Source organism: Streptomyces griseorubiginosus (assembly GCF_001514195.1).
Lineage (GTDB): Bacteria > Actinomycetota > Actinomycetes > Streptomycetales > Streptomycetaceae > Streptomyces > Streptomyces griseorubiginosus.
In genome coordinates this window covers 313,319-331,463 of record NZ_KQ948734.1, presented here as the reverse complement: position 1 = coordinate 331,463, position 18,145 = coordinate 313,319, and the positions used below count along the sequence as shown (strand labels likewise).

At 72.7% G+C, this 18,145-nt stretch carries 21 protein-coding genes; 7 read left to right on the top strand and 14 right to left on the bottom strand.

The annotated features are described in order from the left end of the window. Positions 1 to 159: 159 nt before the first annotated feature. The gene (locus AQJ54_RS01595; RefSeq protein WP_062233092.1) at positions 160 to 1,224 is read right to left on the bottom strand and encodes a LacI family DNA-binding transcriptional regulator; all 1,065 of its coding nucleotides are present in this window, start codon (positions 1,222 to 1,224) and stop codon (positions 160 to 162) included. A 132-nt stretch (positions 1,225 to 1,356) separates the two neighbouring features. Here AQJ54_RS01595 and AQJ54_RS01590 point away from each other — a divergent pair, with 132 nt between their 5' ends. Continuing rightward, positions 1,357 to 3,654: a beta-xylosidase/alpha-l-arabinosidase gene (locus AQJ54_RS01590; protein WP_062233088.1), complete on the top strand. Its 2,298-nt coding sequence runs from the start codon at positions 1,357 to 1,359 to the stop codon at positions 3,652 to 3,654. Positions 3,655 to 3,691: 37 nt separating this feature from the next. On the opposite strand, the gene AQJ54_RS01585 is transcribed toward AQJ54_RS01590, so the two are convergent. Genes AQJ54_RS01585 through tsaB form a run of 4 tightly spaced genes read right to left on the bottom strand, consistent with a single transcriptional unit; the run spans position 3,692 to position 6,246 of the window. Further along, the gene (locus tag AQJ54_RS01585) at positions 3,692 to 3,943 is read right to left on the bottom strand and encodes a hypothetical protein (RefSeq protein WP_062233085.1); all 252 of its coding nucleotides are present in this window, start codon (positions 3,941 to 3,943) and stop codon (positions 3,692 to 3,694) included. Then, entirely contained in the window at positions 3,940 to 5,070 is a 1,131-nt protein-coding gene (gene tsaD / locus AQJ54_RS01580; protein WP_062233081.1) for a tRNA (adenosine(37)-N6)-threonylcarbamoyltransferase complex transferase subunit TsaD, read from the bottom strand. The genes AQJ54_RS01585 and tsaD overlap by 4 nt, the downstream gene beginning before the upstream one ends. Continuing rightward, a complete protein-coding gene (gene rimI, locus AQJ54_RS01575; RefSeq protein WP_174856914.1) occupies positions 5,063 to 5,593 on the bottom strand; it encodes a ribosomal protein S18-alanine N-acetyltransferase in 531 nt (176 codons plus the stop codon). The genes tsaD and rimI overlap by 8 nt, the downstream gene beginning before the upstream one ends. Then, positions 5,590 to 6,246 carry a tRNA (adenosine(37)-N6)-threonylcarbamoyltransferase complex dimerization subunit type 1 TsaB gene (tsaB, locus tag AQJ54_RS01570; protein ID WP_062233078.1) on the bottom strand — a complete coding sequence of 219 codons (657 nt, stop codon included), beginning with the start codon at positions 6,244 to 6,246 and terminating at the stop codon, positions 5,590 to 5,592. The genes rimI and tsaB overlap by 4 nt, the downstream gene beginning before the upstream one ends. A gap of 118 nt (positions 6,247 to 6,364) precedes the next feature. On the opposite strand from tsaB, the gene AQJ54_RS01565 reads away from it, so the two are divergent. After that, positions 6,365 to 6,940, top strand: coding sequence for a hypothetical protein (locus AQJ54_RS01565; RefSeq protein WP_062023437.1), 576 nt, complete (start codon positions 6,365 to 6,367; stop codon positions 6,938 to 6,940). Between the two features lie 23 nt (positions 6,941 to 6,963). On the opposite strand, the gene AQJ54_RS45990 is transcribed toward AQJ54_RS01565, so the two are convergent. From AQJ54_RS45990 to AQJ54_RS01540, 6 genes are all read right to left on the bottom strand, one after another. Then, entirely contained in the window at positions 6,964 to 7,140 is a 177-nt protein-coding gene (locus AQJ54_RS45990; protein ID WP_169808221.1) for a hypothetical protein, read from the bottom strand. 153 nt (positions 7,141 to 7,293) lie between these two features. Next, the gene (tsaE, locus tag AQJ54_RS01560; protein WP_062233076.1) at positions 7,294 to 7,800 is read right to left on the bottom strand and encodes a tRNA (adenosine(37)-N6)-threonylcarbamoyltransferase complex ATPase subunit type 1 TsaE; all 507 of its coding nucleotides are present in this window, start codon (positions 7,798 to 7,800) and stop codon (positions 7,294 to 7,296) included. Next, on the bottom strand, positions 7,772 to 9,025 hold the full coding sequence (locus tag AQJ54_RS01555) for an alpha/beta fold hydrolase (RefSeq protein ID WP_062233073.1): 1,254 nt from the start codon (positions 9,023 to 9,025) through the stop codon (positions 7,772 to 7,774). Before AQJ54_RS01555 ends, tsaE begins: the two co-directional genes overlap by 29 nt. Before the next feature lie 87 nt (positions 9,026 to 9,112). Then, positions 9,113 to 10,282 carry an alanine racemase gene (alr, locus tag AQJ54_RS01550; protein WP_062233071.1) on the bottom strand — a complete coding sequence of 390 codons (1,170 nt, stop codon included), beginning with the start codon at positions 10,280 to 10,282 and terminating at the stop codon, positions 9,113 to 9,115. A 74-nt stretch (positions 10,283 to 10,356) separates the two neighbouring features. Continuing rightward, positions 10,357 to 11,001, bottom strand: a complete 645-nt coding sequence (locus AQJ54_RS01545) for a M23 family metallopeptidase (protein ID WP_062023430.1) — start codon at positions 10,999 to 11,001, stop codon at positions 10,357 to 10,359. A gap of 115 nt (positions 11,002 to 11,116) precedes the next feature. Continuing rightward, on the bottom strand, positions 11,117 to 12,703 hold the full coding sequence (locus AQJ54_RS01540; protein ID WP_248845280.1) for an NAD(P)H-hydrate dehydratase: 1,587 nt from the start codon (positions 12,701 to 12,703) through the stop codon (positions 11,117 to 11,119). Between the two features lie 98 nt (positions 12,704 to 12,801). On the opposite strand from AQJ54_RS01540, the gene AQJ54_RS01535 reads away from it, so the two are divergent. After that, complete coding sequence (locus AQJ54_RS01535; protein WP_062233065.1) at positions 12,802 to 13,428, top strand: TOPRIM nucleotidyl transferase/hydrolase domain-containing protein; 627 nt, start codon at positions 12,802 to 12,804, stop codon at positions 13,426 to 13,428. A gap of 55 nt (positions 13,429 to 13,483) precedes the next feature. Here AQJ54_RS01535 and AQJ54_RS01530 read toward each other — a convergent pair whose 3' ends face one another. Together AQJ54_RS01530 and AQJ54_RS01525 are read right to left on the bottom strand one after the other, a co-directional pair. Further along, the gene (locus AQJ54_RS01530; protein WP_062023424.1) at positions 13,484 to 13,855 is read right to left on the bottom strand and encodes a holo-ACP synthase; all 372 of its coding nucleotides are present in this window, start codon (positions 13,853 to 13,855) and stop codon (positions 13,484 to 13,486) included. Positions 13,856 to 13,864: 9 nt separating this feature from the next. Then, positions 13,865 to 14,764: a hypothetical protein gene (locus AQJ54_RS01525; RefSeq protein ID WP_062234802.1), complete on the bottom strand. Its 900-nt coding sequence runs from the start codon at positions 14,762 to 14,764 to the stop codon at positions 13,865 to 13,867. A gap of 100 nt (positions 14,765 to 14,864) precedes the next feature. Here AQJ54_RS01525 and AQJ54_RS01520 point away from each other — a divergent pair, with 100 nt between their 5' ends. Continuing rightward, positions 14,865 to 15,488 (top strand): histidine phosphatase family protein, encoded by a 624-nt coding sequence (locus AQJ54_RS01520; protein ID WP_062233062.1) that lies wholly within the window; start codon positions 14,865 to 14,867, stop codon positions 15,486 to 15,488. A gap of 9 nt (positions 15,489 to 15,497) precedes the next feature. Here the strand turns inward: AQJ54_RS01520 and AQJ54_RS01515 are convergent, their stop codons facing one another. Then, on the bottom strand, positions 15,498 to 15,899 hold the full coding sequence (locus AQJ54_RS01515) for an ATP-binding protein (protein ID WP_062023421.1): 402 nt from the start codon (positions 15,897 to 15,899) through the stop codon (positions 15,498 to 15,500). A 201-nt stretch (positions 15,900 to 16,100) separates the two neighbouring features. On the opposite strand from AQJ54_RS01515, the gene AQJ54_RS01510 reads away from it, so the two are divergent. The 3 genes from AQJ54_RS01510 to AQJ54_RS01500 are packed head-to-tail and all read left to right on the top strand — an operon-like array spanning position 16,101 to position 18,136. Next, a complete protein-coding gene (locus tag AQJ54_RS01510; protein ID WP_062233059.1) occupies positions 16,101 to 16,937 on the top strand; it encodes a helix-turn-helix domain-containing protein in 837 nt (278 codons plus the stop codon). 5 nt (positions 16,938 to 16,942) lie between these two features. After that, complete coding sequence (locus tag AQJ54_RS01505; protein WP_062233056.1) at positions 16,943 to 17,131, top strand: DUF397 domain-containing protein; 189 nt, start codon at positions 16,943 to 16,945, stop codon at positions 17,129 to 17,131. Between the two features lie 33 nt (positions 17,132 to 17,164). Further along, positions 17,165 to 18,136 carry a hypothetical protein gene (locus AQJ54_RS01500; RefSeq protein ID WP_062233053.1) on the top strand — a complete coding sequence of 324 codons (972 nt, stop codon included), beginning with the start codon at positions 17,165 to 17,167 and terminating at the stop codon, positions 18,134 to 18,136. Positions 18,137 to 18,145: the final 9 nt, after the last annotated feature.

The window sequence follows — 18,145 nt, the reverse complement described above, 5'->3', positions numbered from 1 at the left end:
CGCGCCGCGCCGCGCCGGGCCGCGGAAAGCGCCCCCTGCAAACCGGTCGCCGGAGTCAGCACAGACCCACCCCGAGCGGCCCCTTCCACCCCCGGCGCCCCGACTCACCGCCCACACCAGCACCCGGGCCCACCAACCCACCCCGTCACGGCACCCCGCTCACCCCGCCGGAGGCGACCCCGTGCTGCTGCGGACCACCAGGCTTGTTGCCAGTTCGACTCGTGTCGCCGCCGGGGTGTCGGCGTCGCGGCCCAGGTCGAGGACCAGCTTGGCGGCGGCCTCGGCCATCTCGGTCAGGGGTTGCCGGACCGTCGTCAGCGGCGGCCCCACCCAGCGCGCCACCGGCAGGTCGTCGAACCCGACCACGCTCAGGTCCTCCGGGATGCGCAGCCCCAGCTCGCGCGCGGCCTCGTACAGGCCGAGCGCCTGGAGGTCGTTGCCGGCGAAGACCGCGGTGGGCCGGTCCGGGCGGCGCAGCAGTTCCAGGCCCCGGCGGTAGCCGGTCTCGTGGTGGAAGTCGCCGGGCATGATCAGCCCGGGGTCGACCGGCAGCCCGGCGGTCTCCAGGGCGGCCCGGTAGCCGTCGACGCGGGCGCGGCTGCACATCATCCGGGAGGGCCCGGTGATCGCGCCGATCCGCCGGTGCCCGAGGTCGACCAGGTGCCGGGTGGCGGCGAGCCCGCCCTGCCAGTTGGTGGCACCGATCGAGGGCACGTCGGCGCCCGGATCGCCGGCCGGGTCCATCACCACGAACGGGATCGACCTGCTGCCCAGCAGCGCGCGCTGGGACTCGTCGAGCCCGGACAGCACGAGGACCACGCCGTAGGGGCGACGGGCGGCGACCTGGTCGGCCCAGGTACGGCCGGGGGTGAGCCGTCCCGCGCTCTCGCTCAGCACCACGCTGAGCCCGGCGTCCCGGGCCACGTTCTCCACACCCCGGATCACCTCCATCGCCCATGCGCTCTCCAACTCGTGGAAGACCAGGTCGATCAGGGGCGAACGGCTCGCCTCGGCGCGCCGGCGCCGGTAGCCGTGCGCACGCAGCAGGTCCTCGACGCGGGCACGGGTCGCGGGCGCGACATCGGCCCTGCCGTTGAGGACCTTCGAAACTGTCGGCGCCGATACGCCGGCCTCCCGAGCGATCTCGGCGAGGGTCGCGGTCTGCTGCGACCGCCCCACCGCAGGGGAAGTCGTCCGGGTTTCAGCGGGCTCCGGGGGTGTCATGGCGGCGATCGTATCCCTGCGAGACCTCTTGACGAACCCTCCTGACGGCCCTAGGTTCCCAAAACATTCGGATTTAACATCGAAACATTCGCGAAGGTCGTCGACCCGACAGTCGAGCCCGACAGGAGTTACATGACCACCGCGCCCTGGCGTGACCCCGCCCTGACCGCCGCCGCCCGCGTCGACGACCTGCTCTCCCGGATGACCCTGGAGGAGAAGACCGCCCAGCTGTACGGCGTGTGGGTGGGCGCCAGCACGGACGGGGACGGCGTCGCTCCCCTGCAACGCGAGATGACCGCCGAGTACGACTGGGACGAGCTGATCACCCGGGGTCTCGGCCAGCTGACCCGCCCCTTCGGCACCGCCCCCGTGGACCCGGCGCTGGGCGCGCAGGCACTGGCCCGCGCCCAGCGCCGAATCGCGGAGGCGGGCCGTTTCGGCATCCCCGCGCTGGCCCACGAGGAGTGTCTGGCCGGCTTCACCACCTGGCGGGCGACCGCCTATCCGGTCCCGCTCGCCTGGGGTGCGAGCTGGGACGCCGAACTGGTCGAGGAGATGGCCGGCGCCATCGGCCGCGACCTGCGTACGGTCGGCGTCCACCAGGGCCTGGCCCCCGTTCTGGACGTCGTCCGCGACCCGCGCTGGGGGCGGGTCGAGGAGACGATCGGCGAGGACCCGTACCTGGTGGGCACGATCGGCGCCGCATACGTGCGGGGTCTGGAGCGGGCCGGGATCGTCGCCACGCTCAAGCACTTCGCCGGGTACGCCTCCTCGGCGGGCGCCCGCAACCTCGCGCCGGTACGGGCCGGGGTGCGGGAGTTCGCCGACATCACCCTGCCGCCCTTCGAGTTCGCGCTGCGCGAGGGCGGGGCGCGCTCGGTGATGGCCGCGTACACCGACACCGACGGCGTGCCGGCCTCCGCCGATCCCGGACTGCTGACCGAACTCCTGCGCGGGGACTGGGAGTTCACCGGCACGGTCGTCGCCGACTACTTCGGCGTCGGGTTCCTCCAGACCCAGCACCGGGTCGCCGACAGCGAGGCGGGCGCGGCCCGCGCGGCCCTGGAGGCGGGGCTGGACGTCGAACTGCCCACGGTGAAGTGCTACGGCCGTCCGCTCGTCGAGGCGGTCCGGGCCGGGGAGGTCCCCGAGGACCTGATCGACCGGGCGGCCCGCCGGGTGCTGCTCCAGAAGTGCGAGCTGGGCCTGCTGGACGAGGACTGGGACCCGGAGCCCACCGGCCGGATCGACCTCGACTCGACGGCGAACCGGGCGCTGGCCCGTCGCCTCGCCGAGGAGTCGGTGGTCCTGCTCGACAACCCGGACGGTCTGCTCCCGCTCGCCCCGGACACCCGGATCGCGGTCGTCGGCCCCCGCGCCGCCGACGCGCTGGCGATGCTCGGCTGCTACTCGTTCCCGTCCCATGTGCTCACCCACCACCCGGACGTCCCGACGGGCATCGAGATCCCGACGGTCCTGGACGCCCTGCGCGCCGAACTCCCGGACGCCAAGGTGACGTTCACCGAGGGCTGCGGGGTCGACGCCCCGGACACCGGAGGCTTCGAGGAGGCGGTGGCCCGCACGGCCGAGGCGGACGTCTGCGTGGCGGTGCTCGGCGACCGGGCGGGCCTGTTCGGCCGGGGCACCTCGGGCGAGGGCTGCGATGTGACGGACCTGCGACTCCCGGGCGTCCAGGGCGAGTTGCTGGACGCCCTGGTGGCGACCGGCGTCCCGGTCGTCCTCGTCCTGCTCACCGGCCGCCCCTACGCGCTCGGCCGCTGGCAGGGCCGGCTCGGCGCGGTCGTCCAGGCGTTCTTCCCTGGCGAGGAGGGCGGCCCGGCGCTCGCCGGGGTCCTCTCGGGCCGGGTGAACCCCTCGGGCCGCCTCCCGGTGAGCGTCCCGCAGGTGCCCGGCGGCCAGCCCTGGACCTACCTCCAGCCGCCGCTCGGCCTCGCGGGCGAGGTCAGCAACCTGGACCCGACCCCGCTGTACGCCTTCGGACACGGCCGCTCCTACACGGAGTTCGCGTGGGAGGACGTCGAGGGCTCGGCCCCGGACATCTCCACCGACGGCTCCTACGACCTCGCCGTCACCGTCCGCAACACCGGGGACCGCGCGGGCGCCGAGGTGGTCCAGCTGTATCTGCACGACCCGGTCGCCTCGGTGACCCGCCCGGACGTCCGCCTGATCGGCTACCGGCGAGTGGAGTTGGCCCCGGGCGAGTCCCGCCGGGTCACCTTCCGCTTCCACACGGACCTGTCCGCCTTCACCGACCGCAGGGGCAGGAGGATCGTGGAGCCGGGCGACCTGGAACTGCGGCTCGCCGCGTCCAGCGCCGAGACCCGCCACACGACACGGCTGCATCTGACGGGACCGGTACGGAAGTTGGGCCCGGACCGCAGGCTGCGCTGCGAGACGGAGGTGTCGTAGGAGCGGCCGTCACTCCGCGGCCGTCACTCGCCGGCCGTCACTCCACCGACTCGAACCGCCAGCGGTGCACTGCTCGCGCCACCAACTCGCCGTCCGGATCGGGGAGTTCGGGCAGCTCGGCGTCGTAGGCCGCGTTCCACCACGTGATGACCAGGACGCGGTCCCCCGCGGCCCGGAGGGTCTCCCGCCGCAGCGGCCGTACCGGAAGCTCCTGGCGGCGGGCCCAGGCGAGGAGTTCGTGGCCGCGCCCGTCGGCCGCCCGGGCCTCCCACATCAGTGCGACCGTCACGAGTAGAGGTTCCCCTCGCCGACCTCGTGCACATGGTCGTGGTGGTGAGCCGGGTCGCCGACCTCGTGCACATGGTCGTGGTCGTGGCCCGGCACGTGCGGGTCGGTCACCGGGAGCGAGGAGTCGGCGGAGAGGTCCCAGCTGGAGGCCGGGCGGCCACGGGCCACCATCTCCGCGCCGAGCGCGGCGACCATCGCGCCGTTGTCGGTGCACAGCTTGGGCCGCGGGACCCGCAGCCGGATGCCGGCGGCCTCGCAGCGCTCCTGGGCCAGGGACCGGAGGCGGGAGTTGGCGGCGACACCGCCGCCGATCATCAGGTGGTCGACGCCCTCGTCCTTGCAGGCCCGCACGGCCTTGCGGGTCAGCACGTCCACGACCGCCTCCTGGAAGGAGGCCGACACGTCCCGCACCGGCACCTCCTCCCCCGCGGCCCGCTTGGCCTCGATCCAGCGGGCGACGGCCGTCTTCAGCCCGGAGAAGGAGAAGTCGTACGCCGGGTCGCGGGGCCCGGTCAGCCCGCGCGGGAAGGAGATCGCGTTCGGGTCGCCCTCCTTCGCGTACCGGTCGATGACCGGGCCGCCGGGGAAGCCGAGGTTCAGCACCCGGGCGATCTTGTCGAAGGCCTCGCCGGCCGCGTCGTCGATGGTGGCGCCCATGGGCCGTACGTCGGAGGTGATGTCCGAGGACAGCAGCAGGGAGGAGTGACCGCCGGAGACCAGCAGCGCCATCGTCGGCTCCGGCAGGGCCCCGTGCTCCAGCTGGTCGACGCAGATGTGCGAGGCGAGGTGGTTGACGCCGTAGAGGGGCTTGCCGAGGGCGTAGGCGTACGCCTTCGCCGCGGAGACCCCGACGAGGAGCGCGCCGGCGAGTCCGGGGCCGGCGGTGACGGCGATGCCGTCGAGGTCCCGTGCCGAGACCCCGGCCTCCTTCAGGGCGCGCTCGATGGTCGGCACCATCGCCTCGAGGTGCGCCCGCGAGGCGACCTCGGGGACGACACCCCCGAACCGGGCGTGCTCGTCCACGCTGGACGCGATGGCGTCGGCCAGCAGGGTGGTCCCCCGGACGATGCCGACGCCGGTCTCGTCACAGGAGGTCTCGATGCCCAGGACAAGGGGTTCGTCAGCCATTGATCTCGGTTCCTCGTACGGAAGGTGAACCCGCGGCGGAGTCGCTGTCGGGTGCTGTGGTCAGTCGCATGACCAGGGCGTCCACATTGCCCGGCTGGTAGTAGCCGCGCCGGAACCCGATGGCCTCGAAGCCGAAGCGCTCGTAGAGCTTCTGGGCGCGGAGGTTGTCGATCCGGCACTCCAGCATCACTTCGGCGCACTCGAAGGCGGTCGCGGCCCGCAGCAGCTCGGTCAGCAGGGTGGCCCCGAGTCCGGTTCCCCAGTGGTCGCGGGCGACGGCGATGGTCTGCACGTCGGCCAGCTCGCCGGCGGCGGCGAGCCCCGCGTACCCCACGATCCGCTCGCCCTCCTCGGCCACCACGTACCGCCGGGTCGCCTCGGGTCCACGGGAGTGCGCCAGCTCGGACCAGAACATGCCCCGCGACCAGGCGTCCTCGGGGAAGAGGTCCCGCTCCAGTTCCAGGACGGGGTCGATGTCCCACCAGCGCATCTCGCGCAGCACGGGATTCACGGGGGCGGTCACTTGGGGGTGACCACCTTGTAGTTCTTGGGCACCTGGGCGTCGGGCCGCCGCAGGTACAGCGGGCGGGGTGCGGGCAGTTCCGCCCCGGCCGCGATCCGCTCGGCCGCGAGGGCGGCGAGCGCGGCGGCGCTGACGTGCTCGGGTGCGCGGGCGTCGGGGAAGGTGTCGGGGTAGAGCAGCGCCCCGGCTCCGACGGCGGGCAGTCCCGCGACCTGCTCGGCGATGTCGGCGGGCCGGTCGACCGAGGGTTCACCGGTTCGGGTAAGGGAGTCCTCGTACCGCGCCCAGTAGACCTCCTTGCGGCGCGCGTCGGTGGCCACGACGAAGGGCCCCTCGGGGATGTCGGCCGCGTACGCGAGCCCGTCCAGGGTGCACACCCCGTGCACGGGCACCCCGAGGGCGAGCCCGAAGGTGTCCGCGGTCATGAGTCCGACCCGCAGTCCGGTGTACGGCCCGGGACCGGTTCCCACGACCACCGCGGTGACGGCGTCCAGCTTCACCCCCGCCGCACGGAGCACACGGTCGACGGCCGGGAGGAGCAGTTCCCCGTGCCGGCGGGCGTCCACCTGGGCGAAGGAGGCGAGAACGTCCCGCCCGTCGTGCAGGGCGACGGTCACGGCAGGGGTGGCGGTATCCAGAGCGAGCAACAGCACGCGAACAGCCTACGGCTCCCGGGCGGGCGGGGCGGCCTCAGGCCGACTTCGGCGCAGCGGACGACCCCAAGCTGCTACCGTCGCCACAAATCAGGACTAAATACTCAAGAGGTCACCGGTGGCACCCAGCAGCGCAGGCTTCGTAACCGCCCTCACCACAGCGGCCCTCGCGACGGTCGGCCTCCTCGGCTACCAGGCCTCCACCACCGCCCCCGTCAAGAACCGCACGGACAGCGCCCCCGCGGCGGTCACCTCGAAGGTCCCCCAGCACCGGAAGGACCCCGCCGCCCTGCCCGCCGCCTCCGGCACCGGCGCACGCGTCGTGTACTCCCTGGACAGCGACCGGGTCTGGTTGGTGGGCCCCGGCGACGCGGTCACCCGCACCTTCAAGGTGACCCCGGGCAATGTCGACCCCGCTCCCGGCGTCTACGCGGTCAGCTCCCGGTCCAACCTGATCACCGGCACGGACGGCATCCCCGTCGAGCACGTGGTGCGCTTCGCCTCCGACGTCGACGGCGTGGCGATCGGCTTCAGCGCGGCCGTGCGGGACGCGGCGCCGGGCCCGGACGCCACACCCCTCGCCGACACAGGCACCGGCACCGTGCGGACGGGCGGTATCCGGGAGTCCCGTGCGGACGGCGACGCGATGTGGACCTTCGCGATGATCGGCGCGCAGGTCGTCGTGGTCCACTGAGCCCGTGAGGCGGCCCTGAGGGCTCAGGCGGCCCTGGGCCGGTCCCGCTCCACGGCTTCGCCGCCGGTCCCCGGGTCGGGCAGCCGCGGCGGGGTGGAGACGGCTTCCGCCGCCGCGCAGGACGCCAGCAGATCGTGCATGGACACCCCCGCGACGATCGCGTACGGCTGCTGCCGGGGCCGGTTCTCGGTGGCCGACATGGACGCCTCCTGAGGTTCGGGGGCGGGCGTAGTTAGGCACACCTAACTACGGGCTGGGTACCATGTGACCACGCACGGGACGCCGAACGCAATATCTTGCCGACGCGTTGTCGGAACGTTCACGGAAACCGCCCGCGACGACGAACCCCGCGCTCAGGCCGTGAGCACGCTCAGGTCGGCCGCGGTCCAGCGCTCACCGACCGGCGTCAGCGTCACGTGCCGCACCTCGTCGGTGGTGTCGCCGACAGCCCGGTGGATCTGCACGTGCAGCCGGTCGTCGGTCAGCTCCTCGACCTTGCCCTCGCCCCACTCCACGACGATCACCGACTCCGGCAGCGACACGTCGAGGTCGAGGTCCTCCATCTCGTCGAGCCCGCCGCCCAGGCGGTACGCGTCGACGTGCACGAGCGGCGGCCCGTCCCCGAGCGGGGGATGCACCCGGGCGATCACGAAGGTCGGCGAGGTCACGGCCCCCCGCACCCCGAGTCCCTCACCGAGTCCGCGGGTCAGGGTCGTCTTGCCCGCGCCGAGCTCCCCGCTGAGCATCACCAGGTCCCCCGCGCGCAGCAGCTTGGCGAGCTTCAGGCCCAGCTCGCGCATCTGCTCGGGGGAGGTGACGGTCAGCTCGGTCTCAACCGGGTTGCGCGGTACTGCTTCCATAACCGCCAACGGTAGCCCCTGCGGGCACCGCCCCCGCGCGGGTGAGGAGGTCGGCGAGGCGGTCGGTGACCACTTCCGGGTGTTCCAGCATGACCAGGTGCCCGGCGTCCGGGACCAGGACGAGTTCCGCCTCGGGGAGCAGGGAGGCGATCGCCTCGCTGTGCTCGCTGGGGGTGACCATGTCCCCCACTCCGGCGAGCACCAGGACCGGCTTGTCGGCGAAGTGGGCGAGGGCGGCGGTCTTGTCGTGGTTGTCGAACGCCGGGTAGTACTCGGCGACCACGTCGATCGGGGTGCCCTCGATCATCCGCTCCGCGAACCGCACGATGGCCGGGTCGACGTCCCGGGAGGCGAAGGAGTACCGCTTGATGATCCCGGCGAACAGGTCGGCGGTGGCCCGGCGCCCCTTCTCCACCAGGTCGGCCCGCTGCCCCAGCGCCTTGAGGACGCCCGGCAGCACCCGCCGTACGGCGTTCACCCCGGCGACCGGCAGCCCGAAGTTGACCTCGCCGAGCTTGCCGGACGAGGTGCCGACCAGGGCCACCGCGACCACCCGGTCGCGGATCAGCTCGGGGAACTGATCGGCCAGCGCCATCACGGTCATGCCGCCCATGGAGTGTCCGACGAGCACGATGGGCCCCTCGGGGACGGTGGCGTCGATGACGGCCTTCAGGTCGCGTCCGAGCTGCTCGATGTCGACCGGCACCCCGTCCTGCACCTGCCGTACGCCCCGCCCGGACCGGCCGTGACTGCGCTGGTCCCAGTGCACGGTCCGCACGACACCCCTGAGGGCGGCCCGCTGGAAGTGCCAGGAGTCCTGGCTGAGGCAGTAGCCGTGGCTGAAGACGACGGTGACCGGGGCGGGTGCCTTGCGCCCGAACAGCCGGCGCCGGCGCGGCGACAGCGCGGGCACGGCCTCCGGGTCCACGTCGTCGACCTCGTGGTACAGCTCGGTGCCGTCGTCGGCGTACGCCTTGCCGGGGGTGCCGCGCAGCGCGCCGTACGGCCCGGTCGAGTCGAGGGCGAGGCGTGCCTTCTGCCGCATGCCGCGTCCGACGGTGAGCCGTTCGACGGCGACGCCCGCCGCGGCGCCCGCGGCGATCACGCCTATCGCGGCGCCGGCGATCCCGGTCGCCCGGCGCCAGCCGGCGCCCGCCCCCGCCGCGGAGGCGAGGGCCACCGTGGCGGCGGCGTCCACGACGGCCTCCGCACTGCTCTCGCTCACGTACCGCTCCTGTTCAATGGGTCAGGTGTCGCTGGGTCGGGTGACACGGGTGTGGCACGAGGCGTGGTTCTGACACGCACTGTGCGACTACCCCGCTTGTTCCTCGTTCACATAGACGCGCGGAACGCGGGTTCCGATGCGGGTCACGATTTCGTACGCGATGGTGCCCGCGGCCTGGGCCCAGTCCTCGGCGGTGGGCTCGCCCCCGTCGCCGGGCCCGAAGAGCACGGCCGGGGCGCCGGCCGGCGGTTCGTCGCCGCCGAGGTCCACGACGAACTGGTCCATGGCGATCCGCCCGGCGACCGTACGCCACTTGCCGTCGACCAGGACCGGGCCGGCCCCGGAGGCGTGCCGGGGGACGCCGTCCGCGTAGCCGACGGGGACGAGGCCGAGGGTGGTCTCGCCGGGGGTCACATAGCGGTGGCCGTAGCTGACGCCGTGGCCGCCCGGGACGCGCTTGACCAGGGCGATCGACGCGGACAGCGTCATCACCGGGCGCAGCCCGAAGTCGGCGGGGGCGCCGAGGTCGGGGCTGGGCGAGATGCCGTAGAGCGCGATCCCGGTGCGGACCAGGTCGAAGTGGCTCTCCGGGAGGGTGAGCGTGGCGGGCGAGTTGGCGATGTGCCGGACCTCGGGGGTGACGCCCTGGCCCTCGGCGTACGCCACCATCTCGCGGAAGAGGGCGAGCTGGGCGGCGATGGAGGGGTGTCCGGGCTCGTCGGCGCAGGCGAAGTGGGACCAGAGGCCGGTGACGCGCAGGAGTCCCTCGGACTGGGCGCGCAGGGCCTCGGCGACCAGCTCGGCCCAGTCCTCGCCGGGCTGGCAGCCGCCGCGCCCGAGCCCGGTGTCGGCCTTGAGCTGCACGCGCGCGGGCAGGTCCGCCGCGCGGGCCGCGTCGGCGACCTCGCGCAGCGCCCACAGGTCGCTGGCGGACACGTCGAGGTCGGCCTCGATCGCCTCCCGCCAGGGCCCGCCGGGGGTCCACAGCCAGCACATGATCCGCCCCGGCAGACCCGCCTTGCGCAGCGCGAGGGCCTCCTCCGGGGTGGCGGTGCCCAGCCACTTCGCACCCGCCTCGACCGCGGCGCGGGCACAGGGCACCGCGCCGTGGCCGTAGGCGTCGGACTTGACCACCGCCATGAGGGCGGCCCCGGACGCGCGGGCGCGCAGGGTCCGCACATTGGCCCGCAGCGCGGCCAGGTCGATCTCGGCTCGGGCGCGGAGCGGTGCGGTCGGGGCGGTGGCTGTCTCGTTCATGGCGCCCCCAGTGTCTCAGAGGCGACCGACACCACCGATGAGCACGTCCCGTGGGACGCCCTCGGATACGGGTGTCAGAGGGTCAGGCCGTGCCGGGCCAGGTACTTCACCGGGTCGATGTCCGAGCCGTACCCGCGTTTGGCGCGCACCTCGAAGTGCAGGTGCGGGCCGGTGGCCCGCCCGGTGGCACCGCTGCTGCCGATGCGGGTACCGGCCTTGACCTTGGCACCGCGGGCGACCGAGATCTTGGAGAGATGGCCGTAGACGACGTACTTGGAGTCGCTCAGCTTGATCGTCACGGCCTTCCCGTACGACCCGGACCAGCTGGCCAGGACGACGGTGCCGGTGCCGACCGCGTAAACCGGGGTTCCCGTGGAGACGGCAAGATCCACTCCGGTGTGGTATCCCACCAGCCAGTTGCCCCGCACGCGGTAACGCATCGTCACCCGGGCGCGCTTGCGGATGGGTCTGCTCCACTTGGCCAGGGCGCGGTCACTGTCATCGACCTCGACGTCCTCGGTGGCCGCCAGCAGTTCCTCGAATTCCTCGTCGTACTCGTCGCCGGCGCAGGTGCCTTGAGGCTCCTCCGCCGACGTATCAGGGGGGTTGGGGGGATCCGGGGAGTCCTCACGGAAACCGAGAACGGGACTCCCCAGAACGACTGCCGCTCCGCCCAGCCACTCACGCCGGGTGGTGCCGCGTATATTTGGCTCATCCATGCGGCCAGCGAAACATCGCTCTTTCGGCGCCGCATATTCGACCGAGCGGTATTGGTCCCATCAGGTAGTAGTTCGGGGCCCGTCGTCCATTTGCCGCCCCGCGCTCGGGCCTCCGTCAGTCAGCGAGGTCCCTCACGTCCCGCCAGGCCTCCGGCACGGCGTCCGCCACGTCGTGCGCCCCCACCGGCGCCCCGTCCGCCGCGAACCGCCCGGCCAGCCCGTGCAGGTACGCGGCCGTGCTGCCGGCGTCCAGGGCACCGAGCCCCGACGCGAGCAGGGAGCCCGCGAGACCGGACAGCACGTCTCCGCTGCCGGCCGTGGCCAGCCAGGCCGTCCCGGTCGGATTGACGCGTACGGCCCCGCCGCCCGGGTCGGCGACCAGCGTGGTCGAGCCCTTGAGCAGCACGGTCGCGTCATAGCGGGCGGCGAGTTCCCGCGCGGAGGCCAGCCGGGCCCCCTCGACCTCCTCCCGGGGCACCCCGAGCAGCGCGGCGGCCTCGCCGGCGTGCGGGGTCATGAGGGTCGGCGCGGTCCGCGCGCGTACGGCGTCCCGGTCGGCGAGCCGCAGCCCGTCCGCGTCGACGAGCACGGGCACGTCCGAGGCCAGTACCTCGGCGACGGCCGAGGCGTCGTCCCCGGCGCCCGGCCCGACCACCCAGGCCTGGACCCGTCCGGCCTGCCGCGGCCCGCGGTCGGAGACGAGGGTCTCGGGGAAGCGGGCGAGCACGGCGTCCCCGGCGGGCCCGACGTACCGCACGGCACCGGCACCGCCGCGCAGCGCCCCGGCGACGGCGAGCACGGCGGCCCCCGGATAGCGCGCCGACCCGGCGGCGATCCCGACGACACCGCGCCGGTACTTGTCGCTCTCCCCGGACGGCACCGGCAACAGCCGCCGTACGTCGGCGTGCTGGAGGGCCTCCAGGACGGGCTCCCCGGGAAGGTCGAGGCCGATGTCGACGAGCCGTACGGACCCGGCGTACTCGCGCGCCGGATCGACCAGCAGCCCCGGCTTGTGCGTCCCGAAGGTGACGGTGAGGTCGGCCCGCACGGCCGCGCCGCGCACCTCCCCGGTGTCGGCGTCGACCCCGCTCGGCAGATCCACGGCGACGACGGCACAGCGCGCGCTGTCGGCGAAGGCGGCGAGGCGTGCCGCGTCGGGCCGCAGCCCGCCCTTCCCGCCGATCCCGACGATGCCGTCGAGGAGGAGGTCGGCGTTTCGGATCGCGTGCTCGGCGGTCTCGAAGGTCTTGGCGGTGTCGGCGGTGTCGGCGGTGTCGGCGGTCTCGGCGGTCTTGGCCGTATCACCGTTCTTAGCCGTATCGGCGGTCTTGGCCGTATCACCGTTCTTAGCCGTATCGGCGGTCTTGTCCGTCTCGGCGGTCGCGGTGATCTCGACGGTTCGCCCGCCGGCCCGGCGCAGGGCGGCGAGCCCCGCGGCGTGGGCCCGCTCGGGTGCGAGGAGCACGGCGGTGACTCCGGCGCCGCGCCGCGCGAGGCGGGCGCCCGCGTAGAGGGCGTCCCCGCCGTTGTCGCCGCTGCCGACGAGCAGCACGACCCGGCGGCCGTACACCCGCCCCAGCAGGTCCGCGCAGGCCGCCGCGAGCCCGGCCGCCGCCCGCTGCATGAGCGCACCCTCCGGCAACCGGGCCATCAGCTCCCGCTCGGCCGCCCTGACCGTCTCCACGCTGTACGCAGTTCGCATGGGTCCGAGTCTCCCCTTCCTTCCGTGGTCCCGGCTGCCTCTCGTGGTACCCGGATATTCCGTGCCGTCGCCCGGACCGGGGGTGCAGACTCGGCGGCATGGCAGACATGGGGGCGTTCCGGGACGCGGTGACCGACTGGGCGAACGGGGGTTCCGGCGAGGCGGCGCGTGAACTGGCCGAGCGGCTGGGGGTACGGGCTGCGGTGCTGCTGGAGGGCCCGAGCGATCTGGCGGCTGTGGAGACGCTGGCGGCGCGGCGGGGCCGGGACCTGGCCGCGGAGGGGGTGGCCGCGGTGTCGATGGGCGGCGCGATGAGCATCGCCCGCTTCGCCGCGGTGCTCGGACCGCCGGGCCTCGACCTGCGTCTGACGGGCCTGTGCGACGTCCGCGAAGAGCCCTTCTACGAGCGTGGGCTCCAGCGGGCGGGCGCGGCCGACGCGGTGTACTTCGTGTGTGTGGCGGACCTGGAGGACGAGCTGATCCGCGCGCTGGGCACGGCGAGGGTCGAGGAGATCGTCGAGGCGGAGGGCGACCTGCGCCCCTGGCAGACCTTCCTCTCCCAGCCCGCCCAGCACGGCCGCCCCCGCGACCAGCAGCTGCGCCGCTTCCTGGGCACGAAGAAGGGCCGCAAGATCCGCTACGGCCATCTGCTGGTCGAGGCGCTGGAGGCGGACCGGGTGCCGGGGCCGTTGGAGGAGTTGTTCGGGGCGCTGGGGGACGGGTGAGGGGGGCTCCGTGGGGGCGAGGTTCAAGGGCGGTCGCCGGTGTTCCGAAGCGCCGTCACCCCTCCGCGATCACGACCGCCGAGGCGACTCCCGCGTCGTGACTGAGCGACACGTGCCAGGACTGCACCCCGAGTTCGGCGGCCCGCGCGGCCACGGTCCCGGTCACCCGCAGCCGGGGCTGCCCGCTGTCCTCGACGTACACCTCGGCATCGGTCCAGTACAGCCCGGCCGGCGCCCCGAGCGCCTTGGCCAAGGCCTCCTTGGCGGCGAACCGGGCGGCCAGCGAGGCGACCCCTCGCCGCTCCCCGCTGGGCAACAACAACTCACCGTCCACGAACAGCCGCTGCGCCAGCCCGGGCGTCCGCTCCAACGACGCGGCGAACCGCTCGATCTCGGCGACGTCGATACCTACCCCGATGATGCTCATGCGGGCACTTTACGATTCGTCGTCGAACAGCTCCTCGGCCCGCTCGACCGTCCGGGATCGCTCCAGCCAGGTGTCCATGCGGTCGAGGTCGGTGCAGCTGGTGATCCGCTCGCGCACACTGTCCGTCACGGGGATGCCGCGCACCTCCAGCACGGACAGAATCCCCTTGGCCTCGCCTTCGGCCCGTCCCTCCGTCTTGCCCTCCAGATAGGCCATCTCCCGAACGGTCCCCCGGCCGGGGAAGTAGCTGACGAACGACATGATCCGATTCCATTTCTCTCCGGCTGGGGTCTTGCCCAGGGTGACTTCCAGGAAGTCGAAGAAGTACTCGGCGGTGCCGGGATCCGTCTCCCGTAGTTCCTGAAGGGCGCTGCTGATCGCTTCCAGTATGGCGTCGCAGCCGGGGTTACGGGCGTGTGCCAAGGCGGAGAGCACGGCCAGAGCGAGGTTCTTCGCCGCGGTCCTGGCATCGGTGATCACCGGCAGGTTGTCCGGCCCGGCGACCAGCGGATACACCCGTAGAGCCGTCCACCCGCGCGTGCCGCAGTCGAAGGGACCGGCGGCCCACTTGGCCGTGGGGCCGTCCTGACAGACCACGAGCAACAGCACGGGAAGCCGGAACTTCGCCTGGAGGTAAGCGACGTAGTACGCCCAACTCGCCTCCTTGCTCGCGACCTTGCCCGACTGCGACTCGATCGCGAGCAGGAAGTCCTCGCCGTCGGACGGCCCGATGCGCAAGACAGTGTCCACGCGCCGCTCCAACGGGCGGGCCTCCGTCACGTCGGTCGTGATGGCGTCCACGGTCGCCTTCGCGGATAAGGGGACGCCCAGCACCTCGAACACGGAACCAAGGATCTCGGGCCGCTCCTGAAAGATCCGGTGCATGCCCTCGTGAGCTGATGTGACCATGTGGGGAACGTAGATCACCCGGCGGCCGGTCCCCACGCGGAACCGTGCCGTTCACTCTTTCGAGGAGCGCTGAAACGTTCCCTGCACAGAGGAGCCCGAGATGACCGGCAGAGCCACCCGTTACCTCTATCTCGCCCGGCACGGTGAGGCGCTGGTGGATGAGAGCGGGTTGACCGAGGTGGGTCGGCGGCAGGCCGGGCTGCTCGGTCGGCGGCTTCGGGGTGTCCCGCTCACGGCCGTTCACCACGGGCCGTTGCCGCGGGCGGCGCAGACCGCCCGTCTGGTCCACGAGCAGCTGGAGAATGTTCCCCTGCTGCCCTCGGACGTCGCCGACGACTACGTCCCTTACATTCCCCCGGCGGACGAACTCCCCTCCGACCACGCCGACTTCTACCTCCGTTTCCTCGCCGACACCACCGACGAGGAGCGTGAGCGAGGTGCTGTGCTCGCAGACCAGGCGCTCGATCTCTTCACCGGCCCGGTCGACGGCGACGAGGACCGGCACGAGCTGGTCGTCACCCACAACTTCCTCGTCGCCTGGCTCGTGCGGGACGCCCTGCACGCCCCCAAGTGGCGCTGGCTCGGCCTCAACCACGCCAACGCGGCGCTCACGGTGATCCGTTACCCGCCCGACCGGGCCCCCGCCGTCCTCGTCACCAACGACATGCGCCACCTGCCCGCCGCCCTGCGCTGGACCGGCTTCCCGCCCGAGTCCCACGTCTGACGGCCCCGTTCAGGCCGCGGCCAGCTCGCACCACACGTACTTCCCCCGGTTGCCGTGTCTCGCCAACGGCTGCCACCCCCACAGATCCGCACAGGCCGCGACCAGCGCCAACCCCCTCCCCTCCTCCCCCAGCACCTCCAACTCACCCGGCGGCGGCGGAGGTTCGGGGTCCGCGTCCCACGCTCCGATCCGCAACACCCCGGCCGACCACCGCACCCGCAGCGCGGCCGGCCCCTTCGTATGCCGTACGGCGTTCGAGACCAACTCCGCGGCGAGGAGCTCCGCGGTGTCCGTCAGACGGATCAGGCCGTGCATGGTCAGGATGAGGCGGAGGGTGCGGCGGGCCACGGTGACGGCTCGGAGGTCGTTGGGGATGTACAGCGTGTACTCCCAGGGGTCGGCTGGAGGCATGGGTCAACTCCGCATCGGTGAGAGGTGGTTGGGTGCGGTGGCGGTGCCGCGTCCGTCATGGCAGAACGGAGCGGTGCACTTCCGCAGAGTGAGCGTTGCGTCACCGACGGTAGGGCTTTCATGTAATACATAGCAAGCGGATCGCGTAATCTGCCCCCTAACGAGCCATTCCGGCAGGCATGTTGAAGCGAGGAGCGATCGATGGTCCTGAGGCGCGAGCCCACCGCGCGTCACATGCGTCTGGGGATCGAGCTACGGAGGCTCCGCGAGGGCGCCGGCCTCACCACCATCGAGGCGGCGGCCCTCCTCGGGGCGAACCGCGTCCAGATCACCCAGATCGAATCGGGCCTCGCAGGCGTCAGCGAGGAACGGCTGCGCCGCCTCGCCAGCCATTACGACTGCACCGACCAGGAGTTCATCGACGCCCTGGCCGCCATGGCAACCGACCGGACACGCGGCTGGTGGGAGGAGTACCGAGGGCAGCTGCCCACCTCGTTCCTGGACCTCGCCGAGCTGGAACACCACGCCACATACCTGCACGAGGTGTCGATCCTGTACGTGCCGGGGCTGCTCCAGACGGAGGACTACGCTCGCGCCGTCTTCTCGGCCAGGGTCCCCGAACTCACCCCTGAGGAACTCGAACTGCGCGTGGGGCACCGCATGAGGCGCCAGGAGATCACCGTCGCGTACGAGTCGGTGATCCACGAGTCGGCACTGCGCATCAGGGTCAGTGACCGCGCCGCCTCCCGGGCACAACTCGTCAGGCTCCTCGAACTTTCCGAGTCGGACGACATCAGCGTTCGGGTCATTCCGTTCGACCTGGACGGCTTCGCCTCGGCTGCCAGCACCATGGCGTACGCCGGTGGCCCCGTGCCCAGACTGGACACCGTGGTGCGTGATGTCCCCCACGGCTCTGCCTTCATCGACTCCGAGGCTCAACTCACCGCCTTTCGAACGCGCTTCCGTAAGGTGGAAGCCGTATCACTGGACCCCGGGCAGTCGCGCGACTTCATCAACCGGCTGACGAAAGAGCTGTGAGGCCCATGGAGAACTGGCGGAAGTCGTCCTACTCAGGCCCGGACGACGGCAACAACTGCGTCGAGATATCCACCTCCCCCACCCACGTATCCATCCGCGACTCCAAAACCCCCGCCCGAGCCACCCTCACCCTCCCCACCCCCGCCTTCACCACCTTCCTCGACGCCCTCAAGCGCACCCTCGAAACCCGGTAACCCCGCGTAACCCCTCCTGCTAGCCTCCGCCGTATGGGCGACAGCACTGACGACGGGCCCAGACCCCTCGTCACCGATCCCTTCGACGCCGTGCCCGCGCTCGCCCCGCTGAGGGATGCCGCGTGGGACGGGGACTGGGAGGCCGTGCGGGCGTTCTTCGAGGGGATCGCCGCCGACGAAGCCACCGGCGTCGAGAAAATCTCCCTCGCCGCCGCGCTCCTCGCCGGGGTCGACCGGACCGAGTGGTTCCTGGAGAAGGCGGTGAAGGACCGGCCCGCCGGCCCCCTCCCCCGCACGCTCCTCGCCGAGCGGTACGTCCAGCTCGGCTGGCGCGCCCGCGGCCGCGGCCCCGCCGAGAGCCTCTCGTGGGACGCGGCCCGGCAGTGCCACGACTGGCTGTGCAAGGCGGAGTTGCTGCTGATCGAGGTGTGCGCGGAGGAGCCGGCGTACGTCCCCGCGTGGACGACCCGGCTTTCGACCGCCCGTGGGCTGGGGCTCGGGCAGTCCGAGGCCCGGCGGCGTTACGACCGGCTGGCCGAGCACCACCCGCACCACGTCCGCGCGCAATCGGAGCTGTTGCGGCAGCTGTCCCCCGAGTGGGGCGGTTCCTGGGAGGCGGCCCACGGCTTCGCCGAGGAGTGCGCGAGCGCCGCACCGGACGGATCGCACGCCGGTGTCCTGATCGCCGAGGCCCACCTCGAACACTGGGCCGCGCTGGAGGGTGCCGAGGCCGAGGAGTACCTGCGGAGCACGACGGTCCGCGACGAACTGCTGCGGGCCGCCCGCGTGTCCGTCCTGCACCCGGACCACCGCCGGGACTGGCGCTGGACCGACAGCCACAGCGCCTTCGCCCTGGCCCTCTCCCTCGGCGGCCATGCCGGTGACGCCGCCCCGCACTTCGCCGCCCTGGGCGACACGGTGTCGGAGTCGATCTGGCGGAACGTGCCCGACTGGAGGACCCGGTTCATCGAGTACCGCACGGCCGCCGCTCAGGCGACGCCCTGAGGGAGGGGA